This is a genomic window from Rhodococcus sp. PvR099, from assembly GCF_017833315.1.
GTDB lineage: Bacteria > Actinomycetota > Actinomycetes > Mycobacteriales > Mycobacteriaceae > Rhodococcus_G > Rhodococcus_G oryzae.
In genome coordinates, this window is sequence record NZ_JAFIBV010000001.1 from 1,684,939 (window position 1) to 1,700,285 (window position 15,347).

Consider the following 15,347-nt stretch of genomic DNA (forward strand, 5'->3'; position numbering starts at 1 on the left):
GAAAGGGGGCTGACAGTGAAGATCCAGCTGATCGTGAATCTGGCACTCTTGGCCGGAGCGTTGGCCGTGCCGAGCCCCGCTTCCGCTTCCGCTTCCGAGCCGCCGCCGCTCGCCTTCGTCAATCCGGGCTTTGAGCAGGACATGACCGGCTGGACGTTCACCGGCGGCACGGGCAACGGAACCAACCTGAAGCACAGCGGGGCCAAGAACGCGTACTTGGACGAGGGCACCGGATTCAGGATCAGCCAGACCGTCACGGTTCCCGCCGACGGGATGTTCGACCTGTCGGCCTGGATCGCCACCGGGGCGCCCGAAGGCACCTTCTCCGCGACGGTCAACGGGGTGCCGGCCGCCTCGGTGACCTTCGCTACTCAGCAGATCTTCGCTCGCTACACCCTTTCCAGGCTGTCTCTGCGCGCCGGCGACCGGGTCGAGATCGCCTTCGGCTCGTCACCGAACGGCTGGGTCAACATCGACGACATCACGGTGGCCCCGTCCGCCCCGAACGATCCGCGGATCGACTCGTCCGACGCCAGGCTCACCGAGATGTTCAACTGGGCCAAGGCCAAGGCCAACAGCTGGGTCCAGCAGCCGGGCCAGATCGGCGCGATCAACGCCGACGAGAACAACAGCTTCGGCACCTCCGCCGCGCCCTACGCGAACACCTACTGGGCCGGCTACCCGTACCGGTCGGGCTTCTACTCCCGCGACTTCGTCCACCAGTTGGCCGGCGCCCACCTGCTCGGTCTGGACGCCGCCAACAAGACGATGCTGAAGGCCTTCGCCGCCTCGGCCACCGCTGCGAACAAATACGATCCTGTCTGGTCGATCAACTTCGACGCCAAGACCTACCTGAGCGCCGATTACCGCGACCCCGGTTCCTACGTGCGGGAGCTGCCCGCCCCCTTCGAACTGGCCCAAAAACTCTATGAGGCCTACCGCCAGACCGGCGATACCGACTACCTGACCGACCCGACGCTGAGCGACTACGCCGGGAACACCGTCACCGAATTCGTCGAGCAGCACCCCGGCCCGCGGGGCCACGGCGACGTGAAGATCGCCCAGGCGACGAGCAGCGACATCTTCGCCGGTACCGCGAGCTACAACGAGGGCGGCTGGGACCATTTCGCCGAGGCCGGGGACTCCATCGGTTCGCAGTACCAGGCCTACCTGGCGGCGGCCGGGCTGGCTTCCGCCAAGGGCGACACCGCAGGCGCCCAGATCTTCACCGACGCCGCGCAGGCGCTGAAGAACTACTACAACACCACCTGGAGCATCGACCCCGCCAAACCCGGCGAGGTGGTGCGCGCCTATCAGACCTACGGCGGCCCGATCACCGGTTGGGGCAAGGAGAACAGCTGGTTCATGCCGCTCAAGGGCATCATGGAACCCGGTCAGCGCCGCGACTCTTACCTCTCCTTCATCGACTCCCAGGCCTCCGGCAGCGGCGCGCCCGCCAATGTCGAGGCCGAGACGTACCTGCCGGAAACCTTCTTCGCCAACAGCGCCGACGCCACCGCCTGGAAATGGATGCAGAACGTCTACAACAAGATCGGCGATGTCCACTCCACCGGCAAGCTGGTCAACGGCGACTACCCCGAAGTCGCCTTCACCCTGGTCAGTCAAACCGTCAACGGTCTGCTCGGCGTCCGGCCCGACGCCCCGAACAGTGCCGTGACCACCACCTCCCACCTCCCGGCCGACATCGGCTGGCTGGAGGTCGCCTCGATCCCACTGGGCAAGTCGACCTTCACCCTCCGCCACGACGCCTTGACCAAATCGGCCTTGACCAACACCGGGGCCACCCCCCTCAGCTGGACCGCACAGTTCCCCGGCGCGCACTCCGCGCTCACGGTGAACGGCGCAACCCAGAAGGCCGAGACCGAGGTCGTCGACGGCAGCACCGTCAGCTACGCCACCGTCACGGTCGCCCCCGACGCCACGACCACCGTCGAGGTGTCCGCCTGAAACGCGCGGCCGAGCGCCGTGCGCCTGATTCGCACTGTTGAGCGCTTCCCTCCCCGTTGGGAAGGCTTCGAGTTGTCGCGCAGCCCATTTCGTCGGACTCAGGCCGAAATGTTGACGGAACCAGCGCGAGAATGCGCTCAGATCTGAGAATCCGAGTTCGCCTGCGATGTCGGTCAGGTTCCTATCACCGCGCGTGATGTACCGGCGCGCGAGGTCTGCGCGCACCGAATCGACAACGGACGAGTAGCGCGCGCGATACGGGCCGCGGTGCAGCTTCCGCCGGGGAGGAGGGCTTCGATGATGCCGCGGACTCGTCCGACGACGGAGGCATCCTCCGGTGGCGCGAGCAGATCCAGGTACTGCCGTGCGTAGGGCTTGAACATCGGGTCCGACAGCGGGTTGATTGAGTCCAGATCGCTCGAGTAGAGCACGAGGCCGTTGAAGTCTTGTTCGAACGCGATGTCCGTCCCGAACGCGCGGTGGTGGACTTCGAGTGTTGGCGGTGCGTCGTGGACGAAGCACGTGGACAGTGGTCGCCAGTCCTCCGGGAGGAAGGCGCTGAGGATCCGGGCCAACGATGCGATGACCAGTTCGATGGACTGGCGACCGAGTGTCATCCCTGGCGCGGGCTCGATGTGCAGGGAGGCAAGTCCGTTCAATTCGACGAGCCGAATGCGAATCGCCTCGTTGTGTACCCGCATGTGGCGCAGATGAGCGCGATCGCGCTCCGGACGTCGGGCTCTTCCCTGGCGGCCAAACCCACGGCTCCGAGAATCGACACGCTCCGTCCGTCCGCCATCTTGACCGCGAAGTCCGCGCATGACGTTTCCCGAGCAGTGCGCTCCAACAGCTCATCGACTGCCTTTGCCGGAAGCCATGTGTTCGGCATGGCCAGGGCGGGCGGGTCGATGCCCACGGCACGCATGAGCGGATCGGGGTCCGAGCCGAAGGATTGGGTCAGCCCGATGTAGCCGGTCAGAGCCGAACTCCGCACCTTCAGCACCGTCATCGATCCCCTGTCCCAAACTGCCAAGGAATGCGTCCCAATAGGTCAAATGATCTTGACCCAACTCGCATAGTGTGACCCGAGTCACCGCAGTTGCCGAATCAGTCCGCACGGTCACTTTCGGTGGGCAATCCCTAGTTCGCAAAGCCCGGCAGGTCCTGACGCACGTCTGCGACCAGGCCAATCAGAGACGCGTCGCCCCAACGCGCCTCGAAGAACAGGAGCACGCATGACAATGGAGTCCCGAGCGCCCACGCCATCCCGAGAACCCGTCGGCGCGGCCGCCCACTCGAACGTCTTTCCGTGGGTGGTCTTCGCCCTGATCTTCGGTCTGATGATGTCGGACTACATGTCCCGCCAGGTTCTCAGCTCGGTCTTCCCTGTACTGAAATCCGAGTGGCACCTGTCGGACTCGCAGCTCGCAGCTCTGACCAGCGTCGTCGCCCTGATGGTCGGTGTGCTGGCACTGCCGATGTCGCTTCTGGCCGACCGTTGGGGTCGGGTCCGCAGCGTGGTCCTGATGGCCGTCATGTGGAGTGTCGCGACCGTCCTGTGCGCCGCGGCAGTCAATTACACGCAGCTACTCGGCGCACGATTCCTGCTCGGGTTCGGCGAGGCCGCCTACGCGAGCGTAGGAATGGCCGTCATGCTGGGCGTCTTCGCCCCACGCCTGCACGCCTCCCTCAGCGGCTCCATCCTCGGCGCAGCGTTCTTCGGCTCGGTCGTCGGTGTCGCACTCGGCGGCGTCCTCGCGGATCGACTCGGGTGGCGAGGGGCGTTCCTGATCATGGCGGCCTTCGGTCTGTGTCTGATCGTTCTGTTCCGGATCCTCGTCACCGAGCATCAACTGGCGCGCCACGCCACCGAGCAGCCGGCCTCCGGCACCCACGCTTCCGTGAGTGGACGCGCACCCATCTCAAGCCTGTTCACGAACGCCTCCCTGACGTGCGCCTATGTCGGTGCAGGACTGCAGTTTTTCGTCGCGGGCGTGCTCCTTGCCTGGCTCCCCAGCTACTTCAATCGCTACCACGACATGTCGGCCACCGACGCCGGCCTGGCGGCAGCGGTCTTCGTGCTCTTGATCGGCGCAGGAACTGTGCTCTGCGGCATCGCTGCCGACCGCATCGGACGCCGACGGCCCGAACAAAGGTGGAGCGCCGCGATCGCGTACGGCCTCATCGCGATGGTGTCCCTGATGATCGGTTTCCAACTCGCCAGCGGCCCGATCCAGCTGATGTTCCTCGGCCTCGGAGCCTTCTTCTGCTCCGGATTCTCCGGTGCCACAACGGCGGTCGTCGCCAGCCTGTCCCACCCGTCCATCCGGGCCTCGGCCTTCGGAGTGGGCACGCTCGCGAACAACGTCTTCGGACTGGCGCTGGGCCCGTTCGTCGTCGGGTTGCTATCGGACCGGCTGGGTCTACTCGGTGCGCTTCAGTGGGTTCCACTGGCGTCTGTCGTGTCGATCCTCGTAATGGGCCTCGGCATGAGGCTCTATCCCGCCGGTCTCCGCAAGCTTGCCTCATCGGAGTTGAGGAATCCCGACGAGGTCCCGGCGGCCCCGACCGACACGCTCGCGTCCCCGGCATAAATCCCACGCTCTCGGAGCCCGCCGTTGTCCGGAGCGTCGAGCCGGCTCGTTGGAACCATCCAGAACCCACACAAAATCCAGATCTGTAAAGGAAATCCATGAATACTCTCAACAAGAATCGGCGCCGTGGCGCCCGCATCGCAGGCATCGGCGCCGCGGCACTGGCGATCGGCCTGATGTCCACCGGCGCGGCCCACGCCGACACCTTCGTCCCGCTGCCCGACGGACAGAAGGCCGGGCCCGGAGCTGTCGTCTCCCGCACCGGCGAAAGCGCCCTGATCTCCCCATCACTCGCCGCCAACGGTGCCGGCCGCACCGCCTGGGTCTCCGGCACCGTCACCGCCGACGTCACCGGCATCACCAAGGAAGGCGAAGCCGGCCCGTTCAACGCAGCCGCCAACACCCCCGGCACCAACAACTCCTCCACGCACGGGGTCTCGCGCATCAACACCGGCTACATCGTGGGCTGCCAGGTCGACATCACCGGCCTCGGCGGCTCCATCGGCGCAGGCATCGACCTCTCCGGGCCCTCGATCTCCGGTTCGCTGACCGTTCCGGTCTCCGCAGGCCAGGTCAAGTTCGTCAGCGTCGCGGGCAAGGACATCAAGAAGAACGGCAAGTACTCGGTCCAGTACCAGGACACCCAGCTCGAGATCCAGAACTGCGGCGGGTTCGCACAGGCCCGCTCCTACACGGTGGTCGAGATCGTCGGCAACGACTACTCCAAGACCACCCTGTACGGCCAGCCCTTCAGCATCGGATAGCGGCTGCGCCGCCCGTGCGCGTGTTGCACCCCGACTGGGGTACGACACGCGCACAGTCCACGCCTGAACTCGATACCTGAACCCTCAGAGGGGAATTCATGAACGTCAACACCACCGGCCTGCGTCGCGGGCTCAAGATCGCGAGCGCCGGCAGCGCCGCCGCCATCGCGCTCGGCTTCCTGTCCGCGGGCGCGGCCAACGCCGATACCCTCGTCCCGCTGCCCGACGGCACGATCACCGAGACCCTCGTCGACGGCACCGTCGTCACCATCACCCGCACCGGCGAATCCGCCACCATCTCCCCGTCCATGGGCGCGACCCCGCTGCACCGCAACGTCTGGGTCTCCGGCAGCGCCAAGGTCGAGGTCTCCGGCGGCGGCGCAGGCACCATCCAGCCCGGCTACATCGTCGCCTGCCAGCTCACCCTCGGCGGCAAAACCGGCACCGACGGAGGCATGAGCACCACCTGGGCCGACCCCGACGGCGCCGCCAAGCAGACCGCCAAGGGCGCGGGCAACGTCTCCATCGGACCCGGCCAGGCCGTGGACTACAAGATCCTCGATCTCGAACTCGCCGACGCCTTCGGCGCCGAACAACACCGCGCCGCAAACCCCTACAAAGGCAAGGGCAGCGTCACCTGGGCCGACTCCACCCTCGGCGTCAGCGGCTGCGCCGGCTACGCCCAGGCCCGCTCCTACGTCAAGGTCACCGTCAACACCGCCAACGTCACCAGCAACGTCACCCTCTGGGGCCAGCCCTTCAGCATCGGCTGACCCCACCCAAGAACGCACCCGGACCACTCGGCCGCGCCCCTCACGCGACCGAACCCGGACGCTGAAGAACCGCAGGCGTGCGGTCCGGAACGCCCCCTCCCGGACCGCACGCCTGCGTGGTCTCCGACGGAACTGATCCACATTCGGGTGACGAGGGCCTGGGCTACCGGTGATTCTCGGCGACCCAGGCCACGATCTGAGTTCGGGAGGTGAACCCGAGCTTGGCCAGGATGTGTTCTACATGGCCCTGGACGGTGCGGGGTGAGAGGACCAGCATCGAGGCGATCACCTTGTTCGGATGGCCTGCCGCGACCAGTTGTGCCACCTCGGTTTCTCGCGGGGTCAACACGGGGGCGACCGGTGTCGTCCGGGGCTGGTCGGCGGGGCGGTCCCCGAGTGCGTACGCGACGGATTCTTCGAGGCTCATGGCGGCACCGGTGCGGAATGCCTCAGTGTAGGAGCGCTTTCCGAGCGCATCACGGGCCTGTTGCACGCATTCGTCGTGGTTCCCGAGCATGTACGGAAGGGGCACCGCGGCGGTGCCCACCCTCTGCGAGAGCGTCTCGGCGGCGCCCATCAGGACGGCCGCTCGAGTCGGCTTGTCTTCGCGTATCGCGATCCAGGCCATCGACTCCAGGCACCAGCCCGTCATGAGCGGGTCGTTGACCTGCCGGTTCAGTCGCATTGCCTGTTCCATCATGGTTGTTGCCCGGTCGATGTCGCCGGTCCGTAGCGCCGTCAATCCGAGGGCCCATGACGAGTACGCACGGAAGTAGGACTCACCGCGCGGGGTGGTGATCGCCAGCGTCTGCTCGTAACAGGCGACGGCCGTCTCCTCGTCCCCCAGAAGCCCGCTCGCGAGTGCCAGGCCCAGGAGGGCGCCCAGCTGTCGAGCGATTCGGAGCCCGGTTCGACCCGGGCCGGACCCGGCCGCGAAGTGCGCACCCGCGCTGGCGAGGGCGGCCTGGAATGGTTCGTATGCCGCGGCGAGGTCGCCCCTGAACATTGCCAGGTAACCCCTGGCGTAGTTCGCTGTCTCGAGCGACTCCGCGTCCCCCAGCTGCTCCGCGAGCGCGCAGCACTGCTGCGCCCGTGTCGTCGCGTCGCCGAGTTGACCCTGCATCCCCGCCAACACCCCGTCGTCGAACAAGGTCGACAGTCGTTCCGCCGCCTGCGCGGTATCGGAGGTCGACAGGGAAATGTCCATCCAATGCCGGGCTTCCGCCAACAGGCCCCGGCACGTCCAGAACAGAAACAGGGCATTGACGATGCGCACATTGACATCTGGATCGGTGCCGATCACCGGCTCGGTCATGCTGAATGCCAGTGCTTCCCGCAGGTTCGACTGTTCCCGGTCGAGTCGAGCGATCCAATCGGTCTGGTGGGGGCCGATCCACTCGGTAGCCGCCTGCGCTACCAGCCGTTCGTACCACCCGAGGTGCTGCCGCTGCGCCCGGGACAAGTCGCCGGATTCACTCAGCTTCTCTCGGCCGTAGTCGCGGATGGTCTCGGCCATGCCGAAGCGCACGACGTCCCCACACTCCTCACGGACCAGGATCGACTTGTCCACCAGCGACGCCACCGCGTCCAGCAGGTCCCCGGACGATTGTTCCTCGGGGCAGATACCCTCGGCCGCATCGAGTTCGAAACCACCGACGAAGACCGACAACCACGACCACAGCTCCTGCTCCCGCGCCGTGCACAACTCGAAACTCCAGTCCACACACGACCGCAACGTCTGCAGACGGGTCGGCGCGGATCGGGAACCAACGGTGAGCAGCTGGTACTGGTCGGTCAGGCGTTGCAGGATCTGCTCGGCAGACATCATCCGCAGCCGCACCGCCGCCAGCTCGATGGCCAACGGAAGTCCGTCCACCCTGCTGCAGATCCCGGCCACCGCAGCGCAATTGGTCTCGGTGAGCGCGAACTCGGGCAGGGCGGCGGCGGCCCGCGTGACGAACAGCGCCACCGCCTCGTACTGGGGCATGGCCTCGAGCGGCGGGGTCCGCTGCGCGTCCGGAACGGTCAGCGGCGGCACCCGCAGCACCCGCTCTCCGTGCACCCCGAGGAGCTCTCGGCTCGTGGTCAGGATGCGCAGCTCCGGACACGATCGCAGCAGTGCCTGCGCGAAATCCGCGACTGCCCCGAGCAGATGCTCGCAGTTGTCCAGGACCAACAAGGTCTGCCGGGTGGACAGATGATGGACCAGCAGACGGGACTCCGAACTTCCCGGCCGATCCGGTAGCCCGAGCGCCGCGGCGACCGCCTCAGGCAGCAACGCAGGATCGTGCAGGTCGCCGAGCGCGACAAACCAGACCCCGTCGGTGAACGACCGCCGCGAGTCCGCGGCGACCCGCACCGCCAGCCTGGTCTTGCCGACCCCGCCGATGCCGGCCAACGTCACCAACCGTGAGGTACCCAGCAACCGCCTCGCCTCGGCGATCTCCCGGCGCCGACCGACGAAACTGGTCAATTCCAGCGGCAGGTTCCCGAGCCTGCCCTTCACGGAGGTCGTCATGGAACGTCCCGTCGTGGTCTCGTGTGATCGAAACTACCCCTGGCAAATTATGGCAGGCCGATCGTGGACCAGCGAGAACGGCGAAGGGGCTGTCCCCGGCCGCTCGGCCAGGGACAGCCCCTTCATCAGAAAACTAGGTCACCGAAGAAGACTAGGCGCCGATCAGTCGCTGGGCCAGGTAGCCCTCGACCTTGTCGAGCGAGACCCGCTCCTGCTCCATGGTGTCGCGCTCGCGGATCGTCACCGCATGGTCGTCGAGGGTGTCGAAGTCGACCGTGATGCAGAACGGGGTGCCGATCTCGTCCTGGCGACGGTAACGGCGGCCGATGGCGCCTGCATCGTCGAACTCGACGTTCCAGTTCTTGCGCAGCAGCGCCGCGAGATCCTTGGCCTTGGGGGTGAGGTCGGCGTTGCGGCTGAGCGGCAGCACGGCGGCCTTGACCGGGGCCAGGCGACGGTCAAGGCGCAGTACGGTGCGCTTGTCGACGCCGCCCTTGGCGTTGGGCGCCTCGTCCTCGGAGTAGGCGTCGACCAGGAAGGCCATCAGCGAGCGGGTCAGGCCTGCTGCCGGCTCGATGACGTACGGGGTGTACCGCTCGCCGCTGGCCTGGTCGAAGTAGTTCAGGTCGGTGCCCGAGTGCTCCGAGTGGGTCTTGAGATCGAAGTCGGTGCGGTTGGCGACGCCCTCGAGCTCGCCCCACTCGCTGCCCTGGAACCGGAAGCGGTACTCGATGTCGACGGTGCGGGTCGAGTAATGCGAGAGCTTGTCGGCCGGGTGCTCGTACAGACGCAGGTTCTCCGGGTCGATGCCGAGGTCGGTGTACCAGGCGAGCCGGGTGTCGATCCAGTACTGGTGCCACTCCGCATCCTCGCCCGGCTTGACGAAGAACTCCATCTCCATCTGCTCGAACTCGCGGGTGCGGAAGATGAAGTTGCCGGGCGTGATCTCGTTGCGGAAGCTCTTGCCGATCTGGGCGATACCGAACGGCGGCTTTTTGCGCGAGGTGGTGAGCACATTGGCGAAGTTGACGAAGATGCCCTGCGCGGTCTCGGGCCGCAGGTAGTGCAGCCCCTCCTCGGTCTCGATGGGGCCGAGGTGCGTCTTGAGCATCATGTTGAAGTCGCGCGGCTCGGTCCACTGGCCGACGGTGCCGCAGTCCGGGCACACGATGAGGTCCATGGACACGTCGTCCGGATTGTCGAGGCCCTTCTTCTCCGCGAAGGCCTCCTGCAGGTGATCCTGGCGGTGCCGCTTGTGGCAGTTCAGGCACTCGACGAGCGGGTCGTTGAAGACCCCGACGTGGCCGGATGCGACCCACACCTCGCGCGGGAGGATCACCGAGGAGTCGAGGCCGACGACGTCGTCGCGGCTGGTGACAATGTTGCGCCACCACTGCCTCTTGATGTTCTCCTTCAGCTCGACGCCGAGCGGCCCGTAGTCCCAGGCAGACTTGGTACCGCCGTAGATCTCACCGCAGGGGTAGACGAGCCCCCTGCGCTTCGCGAGGTTGGCGACGGTCTCGATCATGGACTTGGGTGCCACTTGGGGAGCTCTCCATCTGGGTAATAGATGCTGCGGTCACGTGCGGTTTTCTGCGCCCCAGCCTATCTGCCCCGTCGGGCCGACCGAAATCTCCCCATTTGACATGCGCATCCATGCATATCAAAATGGAATCGATTTGCAATAAGGCGAGCGGGGCCCGCCGCGGGATCCGACGAGGAGGTGGGTGCGGGGTGAGCATCAGCGATGCCGACGATCTCCACGCCGTCGAACACGTTCCGTCCGGCTCCAGGCCGCCGGCCGCCCTGCCGAGCAAGGACACGCTGAGCGCGGCGGGCGACATCCTGCGCGCCCTGGCCGCCCCCGTGCGGATCGCGATCGTGCTGCAGCTGCGCGACGCGGAGCGCTGCGTGCACGAACTCGTCGAGGCGCTCGGCGTCACCCAGCCGTTGATAAGCCAACACCTGCGGGTGCTCAAGTCGGCGGGCGTCGTGCGCGGCGAACGCAACGGCCGCGAGGTGTTCTACCGCCTCGTCGACGACCACCTGGCCCACATCGTGATCGACGCCGTCGCCCACGCCGAGGAAGGACCGAGACCGTGACCGAGAAGAACGACAGGCGTAACCCCGTCGTGGTCGGCGTGCGGGCCACCAAGCAGCGCAGCGCGATCTCCGCACTCCTCGACGAGATCGACGAGTTCCGCTCCGCGCAGGACCTGCACGACGAGCTGCGCAAGCGCGGCGAGGGCATCGGCCTGACTACGGTCTACCGGACGCTGCAGACCCTCGCCGACGCCGGCACCGTCGACGTCCTGCGCACCGACACCGGCGAGTCGGTGTACCGCCGCTGCTCCTCCGGCCATCACCACCACCTGGTGTGCCGGTCGTGCGGGTTCACCGTCGAGGTCGAGGGCCCGACTGTCGAGCAGTGGTCGCAGTCCATCGCCGACGAGAACGGCTTCACCGACGTCAGCCACACCGTCGAGATCTTCGGTACCTGCCGCAACTGCTCCGCCTAGCGCCCGCTCGATTCCGCGCCTGTCGCTCGGGACACCCGCGTCAGCGGGTGCGCGGGATAGGCGTGCACCAGGGCGGTCGAGACCTTCGGGACCGCTTGGGTGAGTGCGTGTTCGGCTCGATGGGCGATCCGGTGCGCGTCCTCGAGACTGGTACCGGCGTCGATGTCGAGTTCGGCGTCGGCGTGTAGCCGGTGACCGATCCACCGCATCTTCAGGCTCCGGACCCCCGCCACCCCCGGCTCGGCGGCGAGCGCACGCTCGCAGGCATCGACCAGATCCGGATCGACCCCGTCCATCAACCGACCGAACACCTCGCGCGCGGCGCTGATGAGCACGATCAGGATCGCGGCTGTGATGAGCAGGCCCACGATGGGGTCGGCCAACGGGAATCCGAGGGCGACGCCTCCCGCGCCGAACAGCACTGCGAGCGAGGTGAATCCGTCCGTGCGTGCATGCAGGCCGTCCGCGACCAGGGCAGCGGATCCGATCTGCCTGCCGACCCGGATCCGGTAGAGCGCGACGAGCTCGTTGCCGATGAATCCGACCAGCCCGGCCGCAGCCACCCATGCGAGGTGCTCGATCGGCACCGGATCGAGCAGCCGACGCACGGCCTCGTACCCCGCGATCAGCGCGGACAGCGCGATCATGGCGAGCACGAACAGGCCTGCCAGGTCCTCGGCGCGGCCGAACCCGTACGTGTAGCGGCGGGTCGCGGCACGCCTGCCCAGCGCGAACGCGATCCACAGCGGGACGGCGGTCAGCGCGTCAGAGAAGTTGTGGATGGTGTCGGCCAACAGCGCCACCGACCCCGAGACCGCGACGATCGACAGCTGGACGAGTGCGGTGACACCCAGCACGACCAGGCTGACCTTGACCGCCCGGATGCCTATCGCGCTCGATTCGAGCGCGTCGTCCACGTTGCCGGCCGCGTCGTGGCGGTGCGGGACGAACACCTCCCGCACGGCGGAGCGAAAGCCGCCACGGTGCGCGTGCACGTGACCCTCCTGGTGTTCGTGCGTCATGCTGGGCCGCCGATCTCGCCGACCGCCGCCTCCCCCGCGGCATCGGCGTGCAGGACCCGCAACCCGCTGTCGGTGCGGTGATGTCCGGGTATGCCAGGACCGGCGTGCTCGGCGTTGAACACCGCGTCGGTCACCAGCTGGCGCACGTGGTCGTTCTCGAGCCGATAGAACACCGTCGTGCCCTCGCGGCGCGTCCGCACCAGCCGCGCCATCCGCAGCTTCGCCAGGTGCTGCGACACCGACGGCGCCGGCTTGCCGACGTGCGCCGCCAGCTCGTTGACCGAGCATTCCCGATCGACCAGGGCCCACAACACGTGCACACGGGTGGCGTCAGCCAGCATCCGGAACACCTCCACGACGAGGTCGACCTGGTCGTCCTGCAGCCGCCGCCGGCAATATGCATTATCTGCATTCATACGTAGATATTACGCCCGTCGATCCCCGAAAGCGGCGCCCCGGCGTCAGCGGACATTCGCGACGCACAACTCCGCTGCGCTCCTGGGGCATATAGATTTTGGGGACATCCCGGGAAGGATCGAAGAATGGTTCGTGATGTCGTGCGCCGTGCGCGCGAGCTGCTCGAGGTAGGTGATCAGGAGCAGGCGCACGCGATCCTGGCTCTGGCGCTGGATGCGCAGGGACGTGCCGCCGAGGACCTGGACGCAGTAGCCGTGGCCGAGGCGACGGGGATGCTCCTCCGATTGGAAGCCCCGTCCGAACCACGCGATGCCCTCGAGCGACGCATCGCGAGGATGACCGAGCTCACGGACGGCTTCGATGCCGACACCGTCCGGGAGGCCCGCGCGCTCGCCGAGCTCGAGGCGATCGAGTGGATCCACCGGCACGAGCTCGATGACGCGATCGTGCTGGTCGATGTGCTGCGAGCGGCGGAGTCGTTCGCAGCACGTCACATCGGGGACGATCAACCGCTCGGTGTGCGGCAGGCCCGAGCGGAGGCAATGCTCACCGCCGAGATCCTGCGGCGGCACCTGGGACGAGATCGCCATCGGGTGGCGGTCGGCCTCGAGACGCTGGCGCTCACGCTCACCGCGGAATCCGACGAGCGGTTGCGTCATCTGCGCATCAATGCGCTCTATCGGGCGGCACAGATCCGCTACGACATCGGAGATGACCCGGAGTCCGCGATCACGCTGATGCACCGCGTGATCGCCGAGGCCGAGCCACTCCCCTCGGCGCGGGCGCTCCTGCACGCCGCATCGCTCTGCCTGGTCGACGACGAGATCAGCCGGGGATTGCCTGCGGCGGTGGCGATTACCCACGGCCTGCGTGCTCTCGATGTGCCCGTCGCCGATCCCGGCTTCGAGGCGGCCGCCGAACAGGCCCGGCATCTCGACCAGGTGCTGGAGCGGCTTCCCGACACCGAGCGCGACCTTGCCGCCGTGGAACACTCGACCGCACTGGTGGACCGCTATGCCGCCTGTGCCGCCGAGGACGCGCGTGAGGCGGTCCTGTGGTGGGTGCTCGGGGGTGTTCCCGAGGACGCAGGCGCGGTGACGACGGTGGATCGACAGATCCTCGCCCACGCCGACCGCGCGTTCGGCACCGATACCAGCCCGGTCACGGCGGGGGCACGGGCGCGCGTGGCATCACGACTCGCCGAGGTGACCGCGCATCTCGGCGACCCCGAGATGGCCGTGCAGCTCTACGAACGGCTCGAAGCGCGATTCCCCGGGCACGAGACCGACGAGCGTCTTGTTGTGCCGCTCGCCCTGGCGATGGTCGACCGAGCGCTTCGACTCGTCGACATCGGCCGCCGTGGCGATGCCCTCGAGGTGCTGAAGCAGGTGCCGCACCGGTACGCCAGGGCCGCCGGCGTGCCCGGCGTCGCGGCCGCGATCGCCCAATCGATGTACTGGCGGGGACGCCTCCTGCGGGAAGCAGGCGAACTGGCCGAATCTCGCGGTGTCATCCGCGACACCGTGAATCGCTCGGCCCACGACGCCGACGCCGACGTCCGCCTGTGGGCGGCCAACTCACTCTTCTCCGTGTGGCAGTCACCCGGGCTCGATCCGACCGAGATCGATGGTGCGCTGCACCGCTTTGCGGATCTGTTTGCCGCCGATCCAGACGTGCGCATCCGCCGCCTGGACGCCCGGCGCCGCCTCACTCAGTCGACACGCGCGGCAGAACGAGGCGAACGCGAGTTGGCGGCGACCCTGCTGCGGGGCCTGGTCACGAACCACGCGGACAGCGGCGACCCGGACACCCGCGACACCGTCGACCTCGCGACCGAGAATCAACGGATCCTCGCGATCTCCTCCCCCACCGATGCGGCCCCCGCCTCGGCGGGAGAGGCCCGCTACCGCGATCTTCGCGAACGGCTGTACGAGGCCGACAGACTGGTCGACGAGGGGCGACGCGCGGACGCCGAAACGCTGCTCGCGGCGGTTGCGGCCGACACCGGTGCGGACCCCGACGAGAACATCGTCATGCTCGGGCTCGCGGCGCTGGACGTGCTCGGAGGTCTGTTGGTCGACGCCGGGCGGTGGGAGGAACTCGTCGCCGTCGCACGCGGTGCCGCCCTGCGCCGCCCCGGCCTCGACACCCGCGCACGGCGGGTACACGCACGCGGTCACCTGCGACTCGGCATCGCGCTCGCCCGACTCGGCGAGGAGCGTGCCGCGATCGAGGCCTACGAGGCGCTCGGACGGCTCGCCGATGGATCGACCGACGGCGACATCATGAGCGCCCGCGAAGTGGCCGCCTACAACCGCGCCGTTCTGATCGACGATCTGGGCGACCCTGTCGCCGCGATCACCGCCTACGACCACGTCCTCGCAGTCCACGACCTGTCCGTCGACTCCCCCGAACGCCGGCTCCGCCGCGTCAAGACACTGCGCAACAAGGCGCTGCTCCTGACCGGTCTCGGCCGCCTGCACGAGACGGGCAACGCCCACCGGATGATCCTGGACATCGCGGGCGCCTTCCCCGATCCCGAGGTCGCCGAGCGAGCCCGCAAGTCCGCCTTCGACCTGGCGGCCTGCTACTCGCGGCTCGGCCAGCATCGGGCGGCTTCGGACCTCTACACCTGGATGCGCTCCGCCCGCCATCTCGGTTTCACCCGTGACGAACTCAAGAGCATCGCACGCTCCGCCAAGAACGCGGCCCGTGAATCCAAGCGCGCACATCGGTGACGAGTGGATCCCGATCGCGCACCTGAGCGCGGCG

11 protein-coding genes and 2 pseudogenes are annotated in these 15,347 nt (G+C 67.6%); 7 read left to right on the plus strand and 6 right to left on the minus strand.

All coding sequences use genetic code 11. From position 1 onward, the window contains the following. Positions 1–15 precede the first annotated feature (15 nt). The gene (locus JOE46_RS07675) at positions 16–1,968 is read left to right on the plus strand and encodes a hypothetical protein (protein ID WP_209926738.1); all 1,953 of its coding nucleotides are present in this window, start codon (positions 16–18) and stop codon (positions 1,966–1,968) included. A 138-nt stretch (positions 1,969–2,106) separates the two neighbouring features. Here the strand turns inward: JOE46_RS07675 and JOE46_RS27085 are convergent. Both JOE46_RS27085 and JOE46_RS07680 read right to left on the minus strand, forming a co-directional pair. After that, a pseudogene (locus JOE46_RS27085) lies at positions 2,107–2,166 on the minus strand (hypothetical protein); the annotation flags it as partial. Continuing rightward, positions 2,142–2,977, minus strand: a pseudogene (locus JOE46_RS07680) (AraC family transcriptional regulator). The pseudogenes JOE46_RS27085 and JOE46_RS07680, both read right to left, overlap by 25 nt. A gap of 232 nt (positions 2,978–3,209) precedes the next feature. Between JOE46_RS07680 and JOE46_RS07690 the strand changes: the two are divergent. The 3 genes from JOE46_RS07690 to JOE46_RS07700 all read left to right on the plus strand — a co-directional run bounded on the left by JOE46_RS07690 (position 3,210) and on the right by JOE46_RS07700 (position 6,099). Beyond that, a complete protein-coding gene (locus tag JOE46_RS07690; RefSeq protein WP_245221503.1) occupies positions 3,210–4,562 on the plus strand; it encodes an MFS transporter in 1,353 nt (450 codons plus the stop codon). A 98-nt stretch (positions 4,563–4,660) separates the two neighbouring features. After that, positions 4,661–5,326, plus strand: coding sequence for an MspA family porin (locus JOE46_RS07695; protein WP_209926741.1), 666 nt, complete (start codon positions 4,661–4,663; stop codon positions 5,324–5,326). A 98-nt stretch (positions 5,327–5,424) separates the two neighbouring features. Continuing rightward, positions 5,425–6,099, plus strand: a complete 675-nt coding sequence (locus tag JOE46_RS07700; RefSeq protein ID WP_209926744.1) for an MspA family porin — start codon at positions 5,425–5,427, stop codon at positions 6,097–6,099. A 163-nt stretch (positions 6,100–6,262) separates the two neighbouring features. On the opposite strand, the gene JOE46_RS07705 is transcribed toward JOE46_RS07700, so the two are convergent. Then, complete coding sequence (locus JOE46_RS07705) at positions 6,263–8,617, minus strand: LuxR C-terminal-related transcriptional regulator (RefSeq protein WP_209926745.1); 2,355 nt, start codon at positions 8,615–8,617, stop codon at positions 6,263–6,265. Positions 8,618–8,768: 151 nt separating this feature from the next. Then, complete coding sequence (locus JOE46_RS07710; RefSeq protein WP_097211357.1) at positions 8,769–10,160, minus strand: glycine--tRNA ligase; 1,392 nt, start codon at positions 10,158–10,160, stop codon at positions 8,769–8,771. Between the two features lie 191 nt (positions 10,161–10,351). Between JOE46_RS07710 and JOE46_RS07715 the strand changes: the two genes are divergently transcribed. Further along, the gene (locus tag JOE46_RS07715; RefSeq protein WP_257017393.1) at positions 10,352–10,720 is read left to right on the plus strand and encodes a metalloregulator ArsR/SmtB family transcription factor; all 369 of its coding nucleotides are present in this window, start codon (positions 10,352–10,354) and stop codon (positions 10,718–10,720) included. Then, on the plus strand, positions 10,717–11,136 hold the full coding sequence (locus JOE46_RS07720) for a Fur family transcriptional regulator (protein WP_072753901.1): 420 nt from the start codon (positions 10,717–10,719) through the stop codon (positions 11,134–11,136). Before JOE46_RS07715 ends, JOE46_RS07720 begins: the two co-directional genes overlap by 4 nt. Here JOE46_RS07720 and JOE46_RS07725 read toward each other — a convergent pair. Further along, positions 11,133–12,158 carry a cation diffusion facilitator family transporter gene (locus JOE46_RS07725; RefSeq protein ID WP_097211359.1) on the minus strand — a complete coding sequence of 342 codons (1,026 nt, stop codon included), beginning with the start codon at positions 12,156–12,158 and terminating at the stop codon, positions 11,133–11,135. The genes JOE46_RS07720 and JOE46_RS07725 overlap by 4 nt on opposite strands. Beyond that, a complete protein-coding gene (locus tag JOE46_RS07730; RefSeq protein WP_097211360.1) occupies positions 12,155–12,574 on the minus strand; it encodes a metalloregulator ArsR/SmtB family transcription factor in 420 nt (139 codons plus the stop codon). The genes JOE46_RS07725 and JOE46_RS07730 overlap by 4 nt, the downstream gene beginning before the upstream one ends. Positions 12,575–12,700: 126 nt before the next feature. Between JOE46_RS07730 and JOE46_RS07735 the strand changes: the two genes are divergently transcribed. Beyond that, positions 12,701–15,313, plus strand: a complete 2,613-nt coding sequence (locus JOE46_RS07735; protein WP_209926747.1) for a hypothetical protein — start codon at positions 12,701–12,703, stop codon at positions 15,311–15,313. Positions 15,314–15,347: the final 34 nt, after the last annotated feature.

What these genes read in the sequence shown, in the direction of transcription:
- JOE46_RS07690 (WP_245221503.1), top strand. Translation starts at nt 3,210, where the DNA reads ATGGAGTCCCGAGCGCCCACGCCATCCCGAGAACCCGTCGGCGCGGCC.
- JOE46_RS07695 (WP_209926741.1), top strand. Translation starts at nt 4,661, where the DNA reads ATGAATACTCTCAACAAGAATCGGCGCCGTGGCGCCCGCATCGCAGGC.
- JOE46_RS07700 (WP_209926744.1), top strand. Translation starts at nt 5,425, where the DNA reads ATGAACGTCAACACCACCGGCCTGCGTCGCGGGCTCAAGATCGCGAGC.
- JOE46_RS07705 (WP_209926745.1), bottom strand. Translation starts at nt 8,617, where the DNA reads ATGACGACCTCCGTGAAGGGCAGGCTCGGGAACCTGCCGCTGGAATTG.
- JOE46_RS07725 (WP_097211359.1), bottom strand. Translation starts at nt 12,158, where the DNA reads ATGACGCACGAACACCAGGAGGGTCACGTGCACGCGCACCGTGGCGGC.
- JOE46_RS07730 (WP_097211360.1), bottom strand. Translation starts at nt 12,574, where the DNA reads ATGAATGCAGATAATGCATATTGCCGGCGGCGGCTGCAGGACGACCAG.
- JOE46_RS07735 (WP_209926747.1), top strand. Translation starts at nt 12,701, where the DNA reads ATGGTTCGTGATGTCGTGCGCCGTGCGCGCGAGCTGCTCGAGGTAGGT.